Here is an 18398-nt window from a genome sequence, read left to right as displayed (position 1 = left end):
TGTCTGGTTCTAGAATCGATTTAATTTAGTTGGACTGAATCCCAATATACAGAGTACTATGCATAAATCCCAAATACCGAATTATGCAAAATCCTGAAATTATAAAAGCAGCAGCCTTTAGGAAAAGTAACCTCTTAGAGACTGCTGCTTTTTAATATTCAGATCCGCACTCTAATTCGATGCATTCTTCTATGAAGGTCTCCTTGCTACTGCAGCCTTCGAAACAATCATTCCAAGCGAATCACCCATCCGGATGGTGTCGCCTTCCGCCAGATCTTCTCTTGGTACAAAGGTGCCGTTCTCGCACAGCAGTACGACGGTAGAGCCGAATTCGAAGTATGCGAGCTCATCCCCGCGTTGCCAAGCCTTCACCTTATCATCAGCATATTGAATGCTGCTTACATTCATAGCACCGACTTTCACGAGGGCAATTTCGCCATGCTCATGCTTGATATATGTAATAAGCCGTTCATTGCGGCTTAGTACGGTTCTCATGTGACGCAGACCAAAATCATTAACCGGATACACTTTACCGCGAATATGCTCGCTCTCTACCTGTTTGCCGGTAACCGGAGCATGAATTCGATGATAATCCTTTGGACTCAAATACAGAATGATGGCCCATCCATTTTTATACTTCTCCATGTGAGGAGATTGATTCAGCAGATCAGCGAGGGTATAATCGTGACCCTTAATATTAAGAATGGTGCCCTTGGTTATCGGGCTCATCGCTGTAATTTTACCGTCCACCGGACTGAGAAGAGACTCTGGATGCTCATGCAGCGGCCTTGCATGGGGCTTCAGCCTTCGCGTAAAAAAAGCGTTCAGGGAAGGGTATTCGCCTGGTTCTAGTTCGGCCTCATTAGGATCTATCTCGTAGGTTTGGATAAACCACGGAATTAGCAGCCGGCTAGCACTGCTCTTGGAAAAAGTGCCGGTAAGCCGGGAGATCCATTTGCGTGAAGAAAGTTCTGTCATGAGGCGCAGCAACGGTTTCGACATGTATATCCCCCTTAGGAAACGAGCGTCTAGACCGGACAATCGAAAAGTCCGGTCACTCTGCATAATATTGACACAGAACTGCATTGAAATCAATAAGACGTTCTTGCACCCAGGATGAGATCATCCAGAGAAGCAGCAGTCGGTTTATGATCAAGGAGATAACGTGCATAAGCCATCGGTTCATGATAGCTCCGGGCCCATTCTTCCGGCATGCCTGCTTTGCGGAAGCCGTAGCGCTGATCTCTTCCATTACATTCAATCAAATAGATTTCGCCTGACGCTGTGACACCCAGATCGATTCCAAGATCAGCAATATGGGGCAGCTCAAGGGATAGCTGGTGAGCTGCAGTCAGAGCCAGATGATGAATGTCACCAAGGAGCTGATCTGCAGCAACATGTGGAAACGCTCCAGGAAATATTCGTTCCACGGTCATTGCAGATCCGCCGCGAGCCACATTGGTGACAAAGGCTTGCCTTGATGTAGCCAGCTTGGCGAACATCCCGGTAACTCCCCATTCCCCGTTTATCCCCCGCTGCACGGTTACACGCAGATCAAAAGGTCTGTCTTCATAGGTGGCTAGAGGTATCCTCTGCTGCACGAGGTGCTCTTTGCGGGCAATAAGCGCGGGCATAAAGGCCGGCAGTTGTCCTTGCTTCAACCTTACTTGTCTCCATTTGCCTGATTTCGATTGAAAGGAGAGCTGCCACATGGTGTTCCGCTGTGTAAGCCGCATAACTCCAGTTCCAATACTTCCATTGCTGGGCTTGATAATTAGATCGGGATGCTTCGCCATCATCTGTGCTATGGATTGCGTCGTAGCGAGCTCTGTCTCGGGCAAATGGGGTGCGATCTCCGAATTTCGGGATAGAAGTCTATGGATCTGATATTTCTTATATCGATTTCTAAGGTTATAGATAAGGATTCCCTGCTGAATCAGTCTGGCCATTTTATAATGACTGGCTGTAGTAAAGTACATAGCCCGATTATGGATAATATATGGAAGCCTGATGGTATGCAGCTTGTATCTGTCTCTCGAGTGGATATAGGCTCTGCATGTTCCTGTAGACAGATTTATGTCTTCAAGCCTCATGTAACATGGAATGAGGTCATAGGTAGCTGCCGCGAGCTCATATGATGCCAGCGATTCCTGTCCGGTTCTGCCTTGAGGAATTCCTCGGTACACAGAAGAGTCCAGGAGGATACCGACATGTTCCATCGCTTGATTCCTCCTTTCGTATACGTTAAAGAAAGGTTCAATTCTATTCTATGACTGCAGGGATCGTGCCCGATAGGGAGAACAGCCCGCATTCAGCCGTTGTATACAAGTCCAAAATAAGGGCCTGTTCCTTTATCAAAGTGTGTTCGGAGAGTGTCACATGCCCATGACTGTGCATAAGATGCAGGAAAAACAACTGTTTTGTCATAAAGGAGCGAGCGGTTTTGAAAAAAAGAGGGAAGATCAAAACGAGCCAGAATGCATCCAAACATCGTTTTGGGATAGACCCCGATACGAGTGAGCTTGCACTGCTGGACCGGTTAAATGCAGAGAGGGAGCGAGCTAAGGCCAGGCAGCAGAGTAAATTAAATGCTGAGGCTGAATTCACCGCCAAAGAGGAAGCTGCTTCCAAAGAGAGGGCTTCTATTGCGGTTGCGGAGACTGTATCTGTACCTGTACCTGTTGTACCTGTACCTGTTGTACCTCTACCTGTACCTGTTCAGGAAGAGGAAACAGCACAGGCAGCCCCTATGGTTGAGGCATCGCCCATTTCCAAGTTGGATCAAACGATGCGTCAAGAGACAGTCTCAAACCCGGAAATGGACACCAAACAAGACACCGGACACAGTCAAAGTCTGATCAAAGCGAAGAAAGAGCTGCTGGCGGAGAAAGAGATGCCGGGAGGAGAAGCTTTTATCTACGCCGAGGACATTAGCGAGCATGCCGTAACGGGTAAACAGCTGGCCCCGTATGCAATCAACAGCGGACATATTAAACGGGGAGCTGTAGGCAGCGAAGCTCTTCAAGAGTATGCGGTTACTGCCATTCATATTGCAGACCGAGCTATCGTTTCTTCTAAGCTGGCCGAAGCCTCTGTACTGGATGAGCACTTGGTTAACGGGGCGATTTCGGGAGAGAAAGTAAAGGACGCATCAATAACAGGCGGCAAGATCAAGGATGGCAGCATCACGTCCAGAAAATTAAGCGATCAGAGCATTGATGCAGACAAGATCGCTGATGGATCAATCAGTACACGGCACCTCGCCAGTCTGATTATTTCCAGTGAAATGCTTCAGGATGAATCCATCACGCAGGAGAAGATTGCAGGGAGTGCAGTAGGAACAAGACAGCTGGGCAATGGAGCAGTTCATAATTCCAAGCTGGCTGATGATGCTGTAACCTCTCGCAAGATAAGAGATGGAGCCGTAACCTCTGGAAAAATCGAGGATCGTGCCGTTCTTGCACAGCACGTGGTACAGGGTGGAATAACTTCTGAGCATCTTGCGGAGGGAGCCGTCAACAAGCAGCACTTGTCTGCCAAGATTATTGATGCCGATCTGATTGCAGAAGGGGCAGTCGGAGAATCGCACATTAAGAAACAAGCAGTTACAGGGATACATTTAGCTGATGAGACGGTTGGCGCGAAGCAGATTCAAAAAGGTGCCATCGGCAAAGAACAAATCGGACAGTCCGAAATCTCAGGCAATCACCTTGCTGATGGAATTATAAGCACCTCGAAGCTTAGTGATCAATCCGTGGGTACCGCCCAGCTAGTAGAGCAGGCAGTGACTTCTTCCAAGATTGCGGATCAGAGCATTCTCGCAGCCAAAATGGCGGACCAGGCGGTGCATACAAGACACATTGCAGGCGGTGCAGTAGGTTCTGCCCATCTGGCTGCGAGCTCTATATATGCTTGGCATTTGACCAAAGAAGCTATTGAATCAGACCATATAGGCAACAGTACGGTGCTGACTCAACATTTGGGTCCTGAATCCGTTACAAGTGCAGCCATCGCTCCTCGCAGCATTCAGCACCTGCACTTAAGTGATAATGCCGTGCATACAAAGAACCTGCAGATCTTATCGGTCACTGCGGATAAGCTTGCCGACAAGAGTGTAACGGAAGCTAAGCTTGCAGCCGGTTCTGTAGGTAGTGGAGTTATCGCAGAAGGTGCGGTTCGTAGTGAGCATCTAGCAGAGAAGTCTGTTCAGAATATTCATTTGACGCCAGGCAGTGTCAGCAGAGAGGCAATTCAAGAGCAGGCCATTCATACCGAGCATGTGGCTGCCGACTCCATTGACAGCATTCATCTGAAGAAAGGGTCGATCCTCTCCGCTGCAATAGCGGACAACAGCATTAACTCAAGGCATCTTGCTCAGGCAAGTATTACAGATCAGCTGATAAAAAACGGGGCTGTGCTTCCTCAGCACTTGTCAGACTATGCGGTTACATCGCTCAAGCTGTCCCCTGAAAGCGTCTCGACCGATAAGCTGGCTAATCTGGCAGTGACCGGAGCTAAACTCGCGGACAGCAGTGTGACGGCAACGAAGCTTGCAGCGCAAAGTGTACTGAACGGCCATTTATATCCAGGAGCCATTACTCATGAGTCCATCCAGGCGGGTGCAATTACGTCTGACAAAATTGCTCCTCAATCCATATTCGATACACATCTTGCGAATGAATCCGTGTTCGGCAAGCATGTGGCGGAGCGGAGCATCCAAGGGTATCATCTCAAGAAAAGCGCCATTACAGCCGAGCACCTGTCCAGCGACCTGCGCCAAGCGGAATGGATCAATGATGAGACAATCACAGGACGCAAGATTGCCCGGGCCAGCATTGGCGAGGCTCATCTGATGAGCGCATCCATTAATGAGGATGCACTTCAGGATCAGATTATCGATCGTCATCATATAAAGTCAGCTGCCATATCCTCTGAACATATAGAGCACAGCAGTATTCAAGGCTTGCATATCGAAGAAGCAGCGATTGGTTCAGGGCATATCCAGGACAGCTCTATTAGGGATCATCACATTAGTCCAGGTTCGATCTCTTCTTATCATATAAAGCCTGGAACGGTTGAAAGAGAACATATTCAGGCGTTATCCATTACGTCTGAACTTATTGAAGAAGGAGCAATCGGCAGCTCACATCTTGCCAGTGAAGCAGTTCAGTCTGTGCATCTCATGCCAGGTCTGCTTCAGCATGAGCATTACGGTATATCCTCAATCTCATGGGAGCATTTGATGCCGTTATCCATTAATAGTTCGCATCTGCAGGCCGAGATCATTAGCTCCAATCATTTACAGCAGTCGTCTATTCATTCGAGGCATATATTTGAAGGTGCCGTTCTTCCTTACCATATTCGTCTTCGCAGTGTCAGTGGAGCCCATATCGAAGAAGGAGCGATTGGAGCCGAACTGATCCGAGATAAGAGCATCACAGGCGATAAGCTGGTTGAAGAGAGCCTTCCGGCTACAGTTCTTGAACCAAGATCGATTACAGGAGAACAGCTGGCGGAACGAGCGATCGAAGGACAGCATATCGCAGAAGGAACACTGTATCCGGAACACTTGAGCTTTACTCCGGTACGCTCTGGCTCGAATCGCCCGGTTACACAGCAGTTTGGGCAATATATTATTGCTTTTGTAGACGAAGAAGCAACTGAGGAAGAAGTAGTGGTCTGCTTTGAAGAAGAGTTTGAATCAGCAGGCTATGTATTTGTAGCCATGTGCAATACGACAGATTTCCAAGTCTGCGTGATCGAGCAGCGAAAAGAATCCGTATTGCTCAAGATCAGACGTTTAAATGGGGACAGCAGTGATTACGGCACAGTATCATGGATTGCTCTTGGCTCACAGCCATAAACCCCATTTTAGTATATAAGCAGTGCAATCCCTGAACGATTGTTCAGCGGGAGAGCACTGCTTTTTTCTATATGCTCATGAGGTTCGGGTGAAGGTAGTAAGGACAGAAGCCGTTGCCCTCCTCATCTGTATGCATATGCTATACGTGAATACTCCTTGATAGAAGCGAGCCTGACAAGAAGGTAGAAGGAGGACATACGGTGGGAGACAACAATCAAAAATTTCAGCGAAGCTCAAAAGCTCCCAGCCGGTCCGGTAGCCAGAAACGGGTGCTTGACAAGGGAGGCCATATACAGCAAACCGGAAAAGCGAAGCCGCTGAAGAGGCGTCGATCAACCAAACGAATGATCAAAAATCGCCGATCAAAATCCACAAATTCGGTTGAATCAGGTCAGCTGGCTGCTGAGCAATCAAAAGGCACTCATCTGAGACACGAGGCGCAGGAATTTGTCGTACATGAGCCGGTTGTCTCTGTCATTATTCCTGCAATGAATGAAGAGGCCATGATTGCCCGCGTCATTCGGGAAGCAAAGAGGGTTCATCCATCGACTGAAGTGATCGTTGTTGTCAATGGTTCTACGGATCAGACAGAAGCCAGAGCAACAGCAGCCGGAGCCCGTATTATTTCTTACGATGAAGCTCTCGGTCATGATGTCGGAAGGCAGATCGGTGCTGAAACGGCTAGAGGAGAGGTGCTGCTCTTCATTGATGGGGATATGTTGATCCCTGGTCAGGAATTGAAGCCATTTGTAAGTGCTGTGTTGTCCGGAATTGATGTTGCACTGAATGATTATAATGGCCCCGTTCGTAAAAAGCCGGTTCATCCGGTCGTGGAAGCGAAGCACGCACTGAATATCATGCTCGGCCGATCAGATTTGAAGGGAGCCTCCATGACGGCAGTTCCGCATGCCATCAGCAGAACTGCATTTGACCTGCTTCGGGAGGGGGCACTCCAGGTACCTCCATTAGCTCAAGCTATGGCAATCAAGCAGGGTCTTGCTGTCAAAGCAGTACATCGCGTGCCTGTTGGGAGATTAAATCCGCTTAGAAGAAAGAATCGGGCCAATCAAGACCTATTGACCGGCATTGTCTTGAGAGATCATGAGAAAGCTGTTCGCTGGCTAACGCTGCATCAAGGGAGCCGCGGCGGATTTACGGATCTCCACAGGGCAAGGCACTTGGTTAGAGCGAGGTGAATAGAGCATTTGAAGTACCGAACCAGGACGAGAAGGACGACTGTGCGAAAGAACAATTCGCGAGGGACGAAGAAGCCGGGCAGCAGAAAGACGAAATCACCGAGCTCAAAGCGTAACCTGTCTGCTTCAGCGCAAGTACGCTTAACATTACAGAAATCGGCTTCTGCCGTAGTTTCCGCATCTGATGAGGCCGGAACACTCGGAGGAGTGCTCAAGGAGCTCAGTCGTTTGCCGCTGCAGGAAATTGTGGTTGTGTTAAATGGATGCAGAGACAACAGTTATGAGATTGCACGAAAGTTTCCGGCAGTCACTATTGTGCATGAACCAGATCGGGTGGGGCATGATGTCGGTCGAGCGATCGGAGCAGAGCTTACGACTTCTGATATTGTCCTGTTCACGGATGGAGACATCGTGATTAAGGCTGAGCAATTGGCTCCGTTTTTAACAGCCGTCGATCGAGGTGTTGATATGGCGTTAAATAACTTAACCTCTTATATCCCGGCATTTCCAGATCAAGATGACGTCACACGAATGAAAGCCTACTTGAATTCGGTGCTCAATCGGAGTGATCTTGCGGCAAACTCACTTGTTGCAGTACCTCATGCCTTATCCAGCCGCTGCATCAGAGAAATTGGTTATCAGAGCCTTATGGTACCTCCACTGGCACAGATGCTGGCTTGCACAAAGGGCATGAAGGTAGAAGCCGTAAGCAAAGTTAACGTTATAACGGGCAATCGCCTAAGAAAGGACAATACAGGCAAGGGCAACAATGTGGAACGCATGATTATTGGCGACCATATTGAAGCGTTATCGAAATATCTTGAAGCCGGCCCAGGGCTCGAAGAGTATTCTTCCGATTCTCAATATAGAGCGGCAGTCGCCAGTTGGAGAAATGCGCCATGAATGTCCAGGATATGACCAGTATTATTATACCTTCATACAATGGTCTTGAATTGCTGCGCAGCTGCATGGATTCCATACGGAAATGGACGGAGGAACCTTACGAAATCATAGTTGTAGACAATCGTTCTACTGACGGAACCTACGAGTACTGTGTATCTGAGCGAATTAAAGTGATCTCTCTTCCAGAGAATCGCGGATTTCCGAAGGCATGCAACAGCGGCTTGCGCCTTGCGAGGGGAGGCAGCCTGCTGCTGCTTAACAATGATGTGACCGTGACGCGAAACTGGCTTACCCAACTAAAACAGGGATTGTTCAGTGATCCCATGGTCGGTATTGTGGGTCCGGTCACTAACTATGCAAGTGGCATACAGCAGATAAATATTCCGTTTGACTCCAAAGCTCAGTTCTTAGATATTGCAGCTGCTCATAACCATTCTGACCCTTCACGCTGGATAGAGGTTCCCCGAATTGTTGGACTGTGCTTCATGTTCAAAAGGGAACTCATTGAAAAGATTGGGTATTTGGATGAACGGTTCAGTCCAGGTCATTACGAGGATGACGATTACTGCTATAGGGCAAGGCTTGCCGGATACAGATTGCTCGTCTGTGGAGACACGCTGGTGCATCATGAGGGGAGTGCGAGCTTCCGCAAGTCGGGTGAGGAGCGTTTAAGCGAGCTGGTGAAGCGGAATCGTGAACTCTTTATAGATAAATGGCAGATAGACCCGCTTCAATACGTCTAGAAGGAGGAATGAAATTGAGAGGAATTATTCTTGCAGGAGGCAAGGGCACGCGCCTTCGGCCGTTGACACAGCTGATGAATAAGCAATTGCTCCCTGTTGGGAAATACCCAATGATAGTGTATGGACTTGAGACGATGCGCAGAGCAGGTATTACGGACATTATGCTCATTATTAGCAAACAGTCTTCTGGACTGTACACTGATTTCCTCGGGAGCGGAGCCGAATATGGGGTAAGTCTGACATACCGTATCCAGGAAGAAGCGGGTGGTATTGCAGAGGCACTGGATTTAGCCAAAGGATTTATTTTGCCGCAGGAGAAGTTTGCTGTGCTGCTTGGTGATAACCTGTTTGCAGATGATCTCACTCCATACGTCGCTGCATTTATGCATCAGAAGCCGGGCACAGCCAGAGTGCTGTTGAAGGAGGTTGATGATCCGAGAAGGTACGGAGTGCCTGTATTTGACTTGGAGCATAGCAACCTTATTTCATATATTGAGGAGAAGCCGGAGCATCCCGTGACCAATTACAGCGTAACTGGGTTTTATTTATTTGATGCTGATGTATTCCATATTATTTCAGGCATATCTCCTTCTGCTCGCGGAGAGCTTGAAATTACGGATGTGAACAATGCTTATGCCAGAGCGAAGAAACTGGAATATGATATTCTCTCTGGTTATTGGAGCGATGCTGGAACCTTCGAATCTCTCCAGGATGCAGCCATTCAGATGAAGAAGATCTTACCCTAAGGGAGCAATGGATATGGAGCGAGGCAGGAAGAGGGATTATTTCGGGCAGGTCGTCATTCATGCCGCGAAGAAGAGAAGACAGAGATCTTCCGTCAAGAATAAGCGTTCGGTCAGGAGCAAAATATCCAAATTAAAGCCGCCCATGAGAAAAAGACCTACTTCCAAAAAATATCAACAGAAGCGTCATGACAAACCGCTGGCTCCGCTCCCGTCTTATCATCAGGGCACGCACCAGAAGGCTTATGCAGCAGGATACAGAGAAGGACTCTATCATGGCGGTGAGGCGATTGTAGAGCAGCTTATTCCATACGGAAGAATGCTGCCAGAGGTTACGGTCGAAGCTCTCATCCAGTCAGGTCTCATGCAGCATCAAGCCGATATGCTTGAGATTGCAAGCAGTGTACAGGTAGCGGGTGAGATTCGGTCGGCGATGGATGAACGCCGGTCTTTTTCGCTTGTACGGCTGGGAGACGGCGAGCTGCTGACCCTTGCTTATGGGACAGTGATCTCTAATACAGAAGCCCATGAGTTAGGGGCATTCCTGCCCTACGCAGGGGTGCCTTTACCTGATGTTTCTGTTCAGAGTCTCCTGCTGAACTCCATCATGAAGGCAGATTATGTGGGTGTTCCGATGTCCAGGCGGCCCGAATTCCAGATGCTGCTGTTTGCCGTAAGTAAACATTATGGCTGGAGTTTGGCACAGAGCCGGCTGACAACCTCACTCATTAATTACCAGCTTCATCAACATGGCCTGCTTCTGCCTATGCTCGCTAATCAGCGTGTCCTTCTTATAGGAAACAAAGCAGCGGAAGCAGCAGATATTATGAGGAAACAAGGTATAAACGTTGTGGGCAGTGTAAGCCCGGTACGGGGATTCGAAGATATCGAGCGAGTAATAGAGCAGTGCCGTATGTATAAGTTTGATATATGTTTAATCGCTGCGGGCGTTCCTGCAGTCGTTCTTTGTCAGCGCATAGCGAGTGAAGATAACAAAGTGGCGATTGATATCGGTCATTTGGCGGATCAAATGATACAGGAAAGTCAGCAGTGAAACAGCAGTTCTTGAAGGAGGTAATACAAATATGGCTCGAAAGACCATGAAGCAAATGCAGAAAACGCCGCGGGTGACTCCGTTTCAGGCGGGCTTTCAACAAGGATACGATCAAGGTGTACCTCATGGCATTCATTCATACGGGAAGTGGATTGACGGGCCAAGCATCGTCATTCCAACCTATAACCAGATTGATATGTTGAAGGGATGCATTGCCAGCATTCAGGCTCACACCTCTCAACCTTATGAAATTGTAGTCGTGGATAACGCCTCAACAGATGGTACAGCAGATTATCTCAGGTCTCTAGGCCTAGATGTCAGATACACCGTGCTGGAGAGCAACCTGGGGTTCGCAGGCGGTGTCAATCATGGCCTGATGATGGCCAGAGGACAATATATTGTCGTGTTGAACAACGACGTTGTGGTGACGCCGGGATGGCTCACGAATATGATGAGCTGTTTAAACAGTGATGCTGGTATTGCAGTGGTAGGACCTGTTACGAATTATATTGGAGGAGAACAGCAAATAGAGGTTCCATATACCGATGTGAAGGATATGCTTCCTTTTGCAGAAGGGTATAATAAGCCTGATCCCGGCAAATGGAAATATACAGATCGACTTGTCGGCTTCTGCTTATTATTCCGAAGAGAGCTGCTCAATGAGATTGGATATCTGGATGAAGGGTATCACATCGGCAATTACGAGGATGATGATTGGATGATTCGAATCAGGTTGTCAGGGAGAAAATTGTGTATTGCCGGAGACAGCTTTATTCATCATTTTGGCAGTGTAAGCATGAAGAGTATGGGGAATTCAAAGTTTCAAGAAACCAATGATCAAAATGCGAAGTATTATGAGGGAAAATGGGGGAATCCACATCTGCTGATTCAGGAAACGCTGCATACAAATGGTGCAGAATATGAGCAAGTTGGAATGCGTGGCATCCAAAGCTATCATTTTTATCCTGATCGTAGACTGGTCAAAACAAGCGGCGGTAAGCTCTACTGGCTAAATAATGGTCATAAGCATCCTCTAGAGCTGCAGGATTCACATCGAACACAGATATTCGATAAGGCTGTTCGGCTGTCTCGGTATGAACTGCAATCCATTCCGATGGGGGATATCCTCCAGCTCCATACACTGGAAGAGCTACAGCTGCGGCAAGCCGAGAAGATGACAATCGGGATTCCCGATGGAAGTATAGTGACCGCGAGCCGTCCAGAGGTTACACAGCTTGTATATCAATTGAAGGATGGAAAGCGAAGGTTATTCATTACGGCACATGCAGTTCAAAGCTGGGGCATTGACCCGCAAGACATTTATGAGGTTACCACAGAACAATTGCAATCCATTCCACAAGGGCTTCCTATTATTGCTCCACCTATACTGCTTAGCCCGGTATTATAGACGGAATGTGGGTGCAGGGGAGCATCGCTTAAGGCGATGTTCGTTATATTTTAAATAACCCGGGCCTTTGGGTTGATCTCCTAAGGTCCGGCTTGTAGTTCCATGAGATGGATCCAACTTGATTATAGTTTCCAATTTTAATAATATTTTCAGTGGAGAACGTTGCGGCTCTGCTCTTGTTTGTCTATCAAAAATAACATTAGGACCTGATCAAGGAGATTACATGAATTTAATTGACGTCGTTGAACGATTATTTGATCAATATGGCTATTATGTACTGTTAATTGGCCTGCCTCTAGACTTCATCGCGTTGCCGATTCCCCCTGGAAACAGCACGCTTACATATACGGGATACCTTGTTTATTTGGGACTACTGGAGTGGCTTCCCGCTTATCTGCTTGCACTGACAGGAGCTTGTCTCGGTGTAACGATTACCTACGCGATCGGGTACAGGTTTGGGTCTCCACTTGTGGATCGTTTTGGAAGGTGGCTGTTCATTCATCCGGAGTTTCTTGAAAAAACAAGAAAAAGGTACGACAGGTATGGGGACAAGCTTTTGCTTTTTGTTTTTTTTGTTCCGGGTGTCAGACAATTCATTGGGTATTTCATAGGCATTATTCGACTTCCGTATCGGACTGTAGCTACCTATGCATACGGTGGAACGGCCCTATGGGTGACCACGTTTTTCTTCATCGGCTTTATCTTTGGTGAGCAGTGGAAGCTGGTATTCAATATCGTAGAAAAATCGCTGACACGTACCCTTATTCTGATCGGAATTGTCTTCGTCTTGTACCAGCTGGCAAAATGGATCCTTCGAAGAATTCGAAAATCTCAGCAAAATCGAGAGTAATATTGCGTACCCCGCATGATTACGAAATAAGAAATTAAGAAGCATTGGATGACAGCATCCAGTGCTTTTTTTAGTTAATCTCGCTGTTCATTCTCCTTGTATATTGTCATAACTCTTCTTCTAAAATATCCGAAGCGGCAAGCGTGTCTAACAAGCACTGAGTTCTCAAGCCATGCATATGCTATGGAAGGCAAATGCTGATAAGGCCGGAATTTTTTCTTGAGTTACATTTTGAAGAGGGAGGTTGGGTCCAGTGTAGCAAAAACTCGATGAAGTGCTCGCTCATTTAGCTCATACTCATCATCAAGTAGCAAGGGTTCTTGAAGCGGAGCGGCATGTGAATGTGCGCATGGCAGAGATGATCAGTGTAATGCCGGACATGTTGCCGCATTTCACAGATATGCAGGGACTAATCGATGGGGCAGGGCAATTAAATACCGGAATTGTATCCTATTTGGGCAATCTGGCTGATTTGGAAGAGATGATTGCGGATTCCATTACGCATATCGTTAGGGAAATGGCCGCATCGGATGAAGAATAGAAGCATTTTTTAGGGAAAAAAGGCGGGTGAGAGTGGATGAGCAGAGAGGAATCCATGCTTCAAATTATGGACGCTGCCGTTAAGTTGCAGCATAATATATCCCTAATTCTGGAGGCTAAGGCACTGGAAGCGGAAAAAATAAGAAATTGGTCTATTAATCATTTAAGCGGAGCTGTGTTCGACAGCCATGAAGATCAGTTGAATATGTCTCTTAAGCTGCAGGAGCATCTGATCGAGCTTCTTGAAGGCGTTAATCGGATGGAAGCCGGATTGAACAGCAATCTAAAGGCTTTATTAAGCAGCCAGGGAGAGCAGGACGGCGGTTCGTTTGATATGGATCTTGATGTGGGTAAGTGATGAGCCTGTTAACGAGAGAGAGGGAGGCGAAGCTCGCCCTGCTGGAGTCGATTGCGAGAAGTCAGACTGCACTTTCTCGTATGCTGGAGACGATCGCAGATGGCTATGAACTGGCAGCCGTTCCTGCATCGCAGCTCATGAAGCATATTGACCTTATCGCCAAATGTCAGCAGGAGATGGCACAGAGCATCCATGGGATTTCACTGGAGCCAATCAAGAAGGGGAGTCCTGCTCCGCCTTGGTATCCTGCTGAGGATCATGATTAAGTCTACAGGAGGAATAAAATATGAAGAGAAAAAAAAAGAGGGTAACGGGTTCCGGCAAAAAGGCTGGTGCCCGCGCTACATCCGTCAGAAAGAAGAAAAAGGCTCTCGGGGTAAACAAGAAAAAGATATCAAAGATGAGCTCCAAGAAAAGGGGAAAGAAACGGGTGTCTCCAAGGGGGAAGAAGCGTCAGCTCCGCAAAAAACGTGTCCAGTCCCCGCGAGAAACTTTCGCCGCACCGGAGTACAAAGACGCATACAGCGAAGGGTTCAACGCCGGGTTCGCACAAGGATTCGAAGATGGACATAAACTGGCCTATGAGGCACAATAATTTCTTCATTTTTTGAATGTCATTAACTGTTTTCAAGCAGACGTCACTTCGGTCACTTGTAAAACAGTTTTTTCTTTTATTACACAGGGTACAAGCCCTTTTATTACCGGAAAATTGGTTAAGAGTGAGAACTCATGATATTTGTACTCGGGACAAAGGCCAAATTTATACCGGTGAGGACAACGGTCCATGATGCATTTGACACCCTGGCATATAGTTTAGAAGTGGTTACACTATACCATTTGGGCGAGGGTGAGAACGAGAGGTGAATAGGACCAAGCGAAGGCTGCAGGGATATCAGGCTGGATATGAGCAGGGTGTACGATATGGCGGATGCGAAGCGGTACTTGGCAGAACGGAGCCATTTTCTCCCGCGATTCGAGATCTGAAGGTCATGTATGTTCCTCAGGGATTTGATGCGATTGATGAAGGGATGATCGATGCACTGAACTCTTCTGTTCGTGAATGCGTGGTGGCAGATCGATCAGCAATGGCCAAGACCGCCATGGAGCATATCCCAGATCTGGTGCTCGTGTTGAATGGACTTCATATCTTTCCTGAAGATCATCTTGCACAAATACAAGAGATTCGATCACACGGAATCCGAACGGCAATATGGTTTGTCGATGATCCCTATTTTACAGAAGAAACAGCATTAATCTCTCAGCATTATGATCTGGTTTTTACTCATGAGCTGAATACAGTATCTTTCTACAAAAATCTGGGAGCCGAGCACGTGCATTATGTTCCGCTGGGAGTGAACACTTCGCTATTCAGGCCGCGGCAGATTGCACCTGAATATCGATACGATATCGTATTTATCGGCAGTGGATTCTGGAACCGGATCGCTTTGTTCGATGCGCTTGCTCCTTACTTGAAGAACAAACGTGTGATGATTGCAGGAGGGGAATGGGATCGGCTCAGCAATCTGGAGCTGCTCCGTCCATTTATTCGCTCAGGCTGGATTCCGCCTATTGAATCTGTAAATTATTATAATGGAGCCAAGATCGTTATAAATATGCACAGACCTTGTGAGATAGGATTGGATAATCGAAATACCCATCAAATTAGGGGTGGCTCTATCAATCCTCGCACCTATGAGATCAGTGCCTGCGGTACGCTCCAATTAACCGATGTACGAGATGATCTGACGTTGTATTATCGACCGGGATATGACATTGAAACCTTTCATACGACACAAGACCTTCAAGAGAAGATGGAATACTATCTTACACACGAACAAGAGCGTCTATCTATTGCTTGGCGAGGGCTCATGACGACGAATGTGCGTCACACCATGAAGCACCGGATCGAGATACTGTTAAATCATGTTTAAAATTTAGGGCATATCAAGCTGGCTGCATTTTCATGCCGCATCATATAAGTCGAAGGAGGACGATAGGCGTGGCTGTGAGACAGAAATCAAAGAAAAAAGCTTCTTCAACAAGAAGGTATGGCTACAATTCCGGATCTCTTGTGAACAGACAGCAATTTCAGAGAGGGTTCGATGACGGTTATTTAAGAGGGCGTGCCAATTTTATGATGAGCCGGGCTCAAGAGCCCCTGCCGGTTCGCCCAATTCAAGTCGTATATATATCCTCAGGTAAGGGTTTTCCCTACTCACCGATTGATCAAGCGATTATTGAAACTTTGCAAACGCTCTGCTCGGCTGTACACATTGTGAATCCCGATGAGTCTGCTCTTGAAACGGTACGTATGTTTATGCCGGATCTTGTGCTTGCGCTCGATGGAATGTTCCTTCCTGTAGAGGTGGTTGATCAGATTCGAAGCTTAGGGGTTCGAACTGCCGTATGGCTGACAGATGATCCTTATTATACCGATATGACCCTTAATATAGCTCCTCACTATGATTATATTTTTACACTCGAGCTGAATTGTGTTGAATTGTACCGCAATCATGGGTGTGCAGAGGTGCATTATCTGCCATTTGGTGCCTTCATTCATCACTATTATCCTAACATGACACCGACTGCTGCCCGCAGGGATGTCAGCTTCATCGGCTCTGGCTACTGGAATCGAGTGCAGTATTTCAATCCCGTGCTTCCGCAGATCATGTCTCATAATACCGTGTTTAACGGAATATGGTGGGACCGCCTTCCCGATTACGAACTGTACCGCCACCAAATTGAACTTAATCGTTGGATGAGTCCTGATGAGACAAGAGATGTGTACAACGGAACAAAAATCGTCCTGAACCTGCACCGTTCTCACGAGGATGATTCGATGAACAACAACAGCATCAAGATCCCTCCTCTATCCCCAAATCCCCGCACATTTGAAATATCCGCGTGTGCCACCTTGCAGCTTACAGATACCCGCTCCGACTTGATTCGGTTCTACACCCCGGGTGTAGAGATCGAAACATATGAATCACCGACCGAAATGATAGAGAAGATTGAATATTATATGGCAAACGAAGACAAGAGAAGAGAAATTGCGCTTCGGGGTTTTGAACGCACCTGGAATGAACATACCTACAGTCATCGTTTAAACAGTCTACTGCAGATTATATTCGGGTAAGCTTTCATTGCGATCTGGAAATTGTACAAATGATACGGTTCATTTGTCGTGCCGGTCATATTTAATAACAGAATATATTGTGGTTATAGTGTACCCGGAAAAAGGAGGTGAAGGCACCCTTTGATATCTGTAGTCCAGTGGAAACTAAAGGGTTGCACACTCTATGACACTTAAACCTAAATTGATGTTGTTCAGTCATATCAGCAGTACAGAGAGTATTACTGGAGCTGAGAAGCTGCTTCTCAGCTTCTGCAGACAAATGGAGTCCTATTTTGATTGTGTATTGGTTGTGCCTTGTGAAGGCATTATCGCACGAATGGCAAGCGAAGCTTCAATCCGGGTCATCATTCAGCCTTATGAGCTTCTCCACTATATGTATATTCCGTATGAGCAGCTGAGAGAGGACGCTGCCGGATTGATGCAACATCCTTCTTCACACGAAGTTGTGGGATTGCTTCGTGATGAAAATCCCCACATGATCGTCTCCAATACCTGTGTAAATGTGATTCCAGTTATGGCTGCTCGCATACTTGACATCCCTGTCATCTGGAAGCTCACCGAAATCATTCAAACGAATCCTTATACGGCTGAAGCTATTCAATTTATTGATGAGCATAGTGATTGGGTGATTGCCATCTCACATGCAGTAACGGAACCGCTCATACACAGCTCGATCCCATCTAAGCTAACGGTATTGCCCCCAACCTGGAATGAAACTCTTGCCGCACCAGATGCCTGGGAAGGTCTGCGTGAGACTCAGCGGAAGACACTTGGTCTGACCCCCGGACATTATTGTATCGGATATATTTCCTCATTTATATATGAAGCAAAAGGACTCAAGCCTTTTATACAATCCGCGCTCTTGTTATGCGAACGATTCCCGCACACCCGGTTCTGGATGATCGGTACCGCAGTGGATACGGTCTATTATGAGGAGTGCATATCTCTAATTCAGCAGTCAGGATATGTTCATCAATTTCTATTCACTGATTTCATTGAAGATGTGAGCTGCGCATACAGTGCCATGGATCTTGCGGTGATTCCCAGCCTGGTAAAAGAGGGGTTTGGAATGACGGCCCTTGAGAGCATGTACTTCGCCAAGCCTGTTATTGCCTTTCGACAGGGAGGGCTCGCAGAAATGATGGAATCTGTAGATAATGGACATTTGCTTGTCGCTCCGGGCAATACAGAGGAGCTTGCTGCCAAGATCATCCCATTCATCACAAATCGGAAGGAGTCTGCGCGGACGGGGCAACACAATCACTCCAAGGCTGAGCAAATTTATGGACCTGCAGCATACAAGAAGCGAACCGCGAGCATGGTGCAGCAGTGGATCACGCTGTTCCCTGATTGGTTCTCTGATCTGCATTCAGCAAGGAACATCATATCCCTGCAGGCTTACCAAGCCGCCAATCCCCCTTCTCCAATAAAAAGAAAACGAAGAAAAAAAACTAAACGGTCGCCATCTCCCCTCTTGAAATCAAAAAAGCGTGCAAAGGCCAAAAAACGCAGTACAGCCATCACTAGAAAGAAACGCCCTAGAACCAAGATTGTGGTACGAAAGCAGAGAAAGCGAGCTCGAAAAGCTCGATAAGGAGGGAAGT

17 protein-coding genes are annotated in these 18398 nt (G+C 47.2%); 15 read left to right on the top strand and 2 right to left on the bottom strand.

The features are described from left to right. Positions 1-189: 189 nt before the first annotated feature. Together asd and BM415_RS21050 are read right to left on the bottom strand one after the other, a co-directional pair. Positions 190-1002, bottom strand: coding sequence for an archaetidylserine decarboxylase (gene asd / locus BM415_RS21055; protein ID WP_091161093.1), 813 nt, complete (start codon positions 1000-1002; stop codon positions 190-192). 89 nt (positions 1003-1091) lie between these two features. Continuing rightward, the gene (locus BM415_RS21050; protein ID WP_091161092.1) at positions 1092-2219 is read right to left on the bottom strand and encodes a YheC/YheD family endospore coat-associated protein; all 1128 of its coding nucleotides are present in this window, start codon (positions 2217-2219) and stop codon (positions 1092-1094) included. A 224-nt stretch (positions 2220-2443) separates the two neighbouring features. Here BM415_RS21050 and BM415_RS21045 point away from each other — a divergent pair, with 224 nt between their 5' ends. The 15 genes from BM415_RS21045 to BM415_RS20975 all read left to right on the top strand — a co-directional run bounded on the left by BM415_RS21045 (position 2444) and on the right by BM415_RS20975 (position 18388). Further along, a complete protein-coding gene (locus BM415_RS21045; RefSeq protein ID WP_091161090.1) occupies positions 2444-5863 on the top strand; it encodes a WIAG-tail domain in 3420 nt (1139 codons plus the stop codon). A gap of 200 nt (positions 5864-6063) precedes the next feature. Next, positions 6064-7059 (top strand): glycosyltransferase family 2 protein, encoded by a 996-nt coding sequence (locus BM415_RS21040; RefSeq protein WP_244533630.1) that lies wholly within the window; start codon positions 6064-6066, stop codon positions 7057-7059. Positions 7060-7101: 42 nt separating this feature from the next. Beyond that, positions 7102-7962, top strand: a complete 861-nt coding sequence (locus BM415_RS21035; RefSeq protein WP_170862579.1) for a glycosyltransferase family 2 protein — start codon at positions 7102-7104, stop codon at positions 7960-7962. Beyond that, complete coding sequence (locus BM415_RS21030) at positions 7959-8705, top strand: glycosyltransferase family 2 protein (RefSeq protein ID WP_091161087.1); 747 nt, start codon at positions 7959-7961, stop codon at positions 8703-8705. Before BM415_RS21035 ends, BM415_RS21030 begins: the two co-directional genes overlap by 4 nt. Before the next feature lie 14 nt (positions 8706-8719). Further along, a complete protein-coding gene (locus BM415_RS21025; RefSeq protein WP_091161085.1) occupies positions 8720-9451 on the top strand; it encodes a sugar phosphate nucleotidyltransferase in 732 nt (243 codons plus the stop codon). Between the two features lie 13 nt (positions 9452-9464). Continuing rightward, a complete protein-coding gene (locus BM415_RS21020; RefSeq protein ID WP_091161084.1) occupies positions 9465-10502 on the top strand; it encodes a GT-D fold domain-containing protein in 1038 nt (345 codons plus the stop codon). Between the two features lie 31 nt (positions 10503-10533). Continuing rightward, positions 10534-11910, top strand: a complete 1377-nt coding sequence (locus BM415_RS21015) for a glycosyltransferase family 2 protein (protein ID WP_091161082.1) — start codon at positions 10534-10536, stop codon at positions 11908-11910. Positions 11911-12133: 223 nt separating this feature from the next. Continuing rightward, entirely contained in the window at positions 12134-12760 is a 627-nt protein-coding gene (locus BM415_RS21010) for a DedA family protein (RefSeq protein WP_091161081.1), read from the top strand. A 337-nt stretch (positions 12761-13097) separates the two neighbouring features. Then, the gene (locus BM415_RS21005; RefSeq protein ID WP_139237045.1) at positions 13098-13301 is read left to right on the top strand and encodes a hypothetical protein; all 204 of its coding nucleotides are present in this window, start codon (positions 13098-13100) and stop codon (positions 13299-13301) included. A 36-nt stretch (positions 13302-13337) separates the two neighbouring features. Beyond that, complete coding sequence (locus BM415_RS21000) at positions 13338-13658, top strand: alpha-helical endospore appendage domain-containing protein (RefSeq protein ID WP_091161078.1); 321 nt, start codon at positions 13338-13340, stop codon at positions 13656-13658. Next, positions 13658-13924, top strand: coding sequence for a hypothetical protein (locus BM415_RS20995; RefSeq protein WP_091161076.1), 267 nt, complete (start codon positions 13658-13660; stop codon positions 13922-13924). Before BM415_RS21000 ends, BM415_RS20995 begins: the two co-directional genes overlap by 1 nt. A 20-nt stretch (positions 13925-13944) precedes the next feature. Continuing rightward, a complete protein-coding gene (locus tag BM415_RS20990) occupies positions 13945-14253 on the top strand; it encodes a hypothetical protein (protein ID WP_091161075.1) in 309 nt (102 codons plus the stop codon). A 265-nt stretch (positions 14254-14518) separates the two neighbouring features. Further along, entirely contained in the window at positions 14519-15589 is a 1071-nt protein-coding gene (locus tag BM415_RS20985; protein WP_091161073.1) for a CgeB family protein, read from the top strand. A 68-nt stretch (positions 15590-15657) separates the two neighbouring features. Further along, positions 15658-16794, top strand: a complete 1137-nt coding sequence (locus BM415_RS20980; RefSeq protein ID WP_244533628.1) for a CgeB family protein — start codon at positions 15658-15660, stop codon at positions 16792-16794. A gap of 163 nt (positions 16795-16957) precedes the next feature. Beyond that, a complete protein-coding gene (locus tag BM415_RS20975) occupies positions 16958-18388 on the top strand; it encodes a glycosyltransferase family 4 protein (RefSeq protein WP_091161069.1) in 1431 nt (476 codons plus the stop codon). Positions 18389-18398: the final 10 nt, after the last annotated feature.

Origin of the sequence: Paenibacillus sp. 453mf (assembly GCF_900116105.1) — a bacterium.
Lineage (GTDB): Bacteria > Bacillota > Bacilli > Paenibacillales > Paenibacillaceae > Paenibacillus > Paenibacillus provencensis.
The sequence above is the reverse complement of the archived record's forward strand: the minus strand, read 5'-3'. Positions and strand labels throughout refer to the sequence as shown.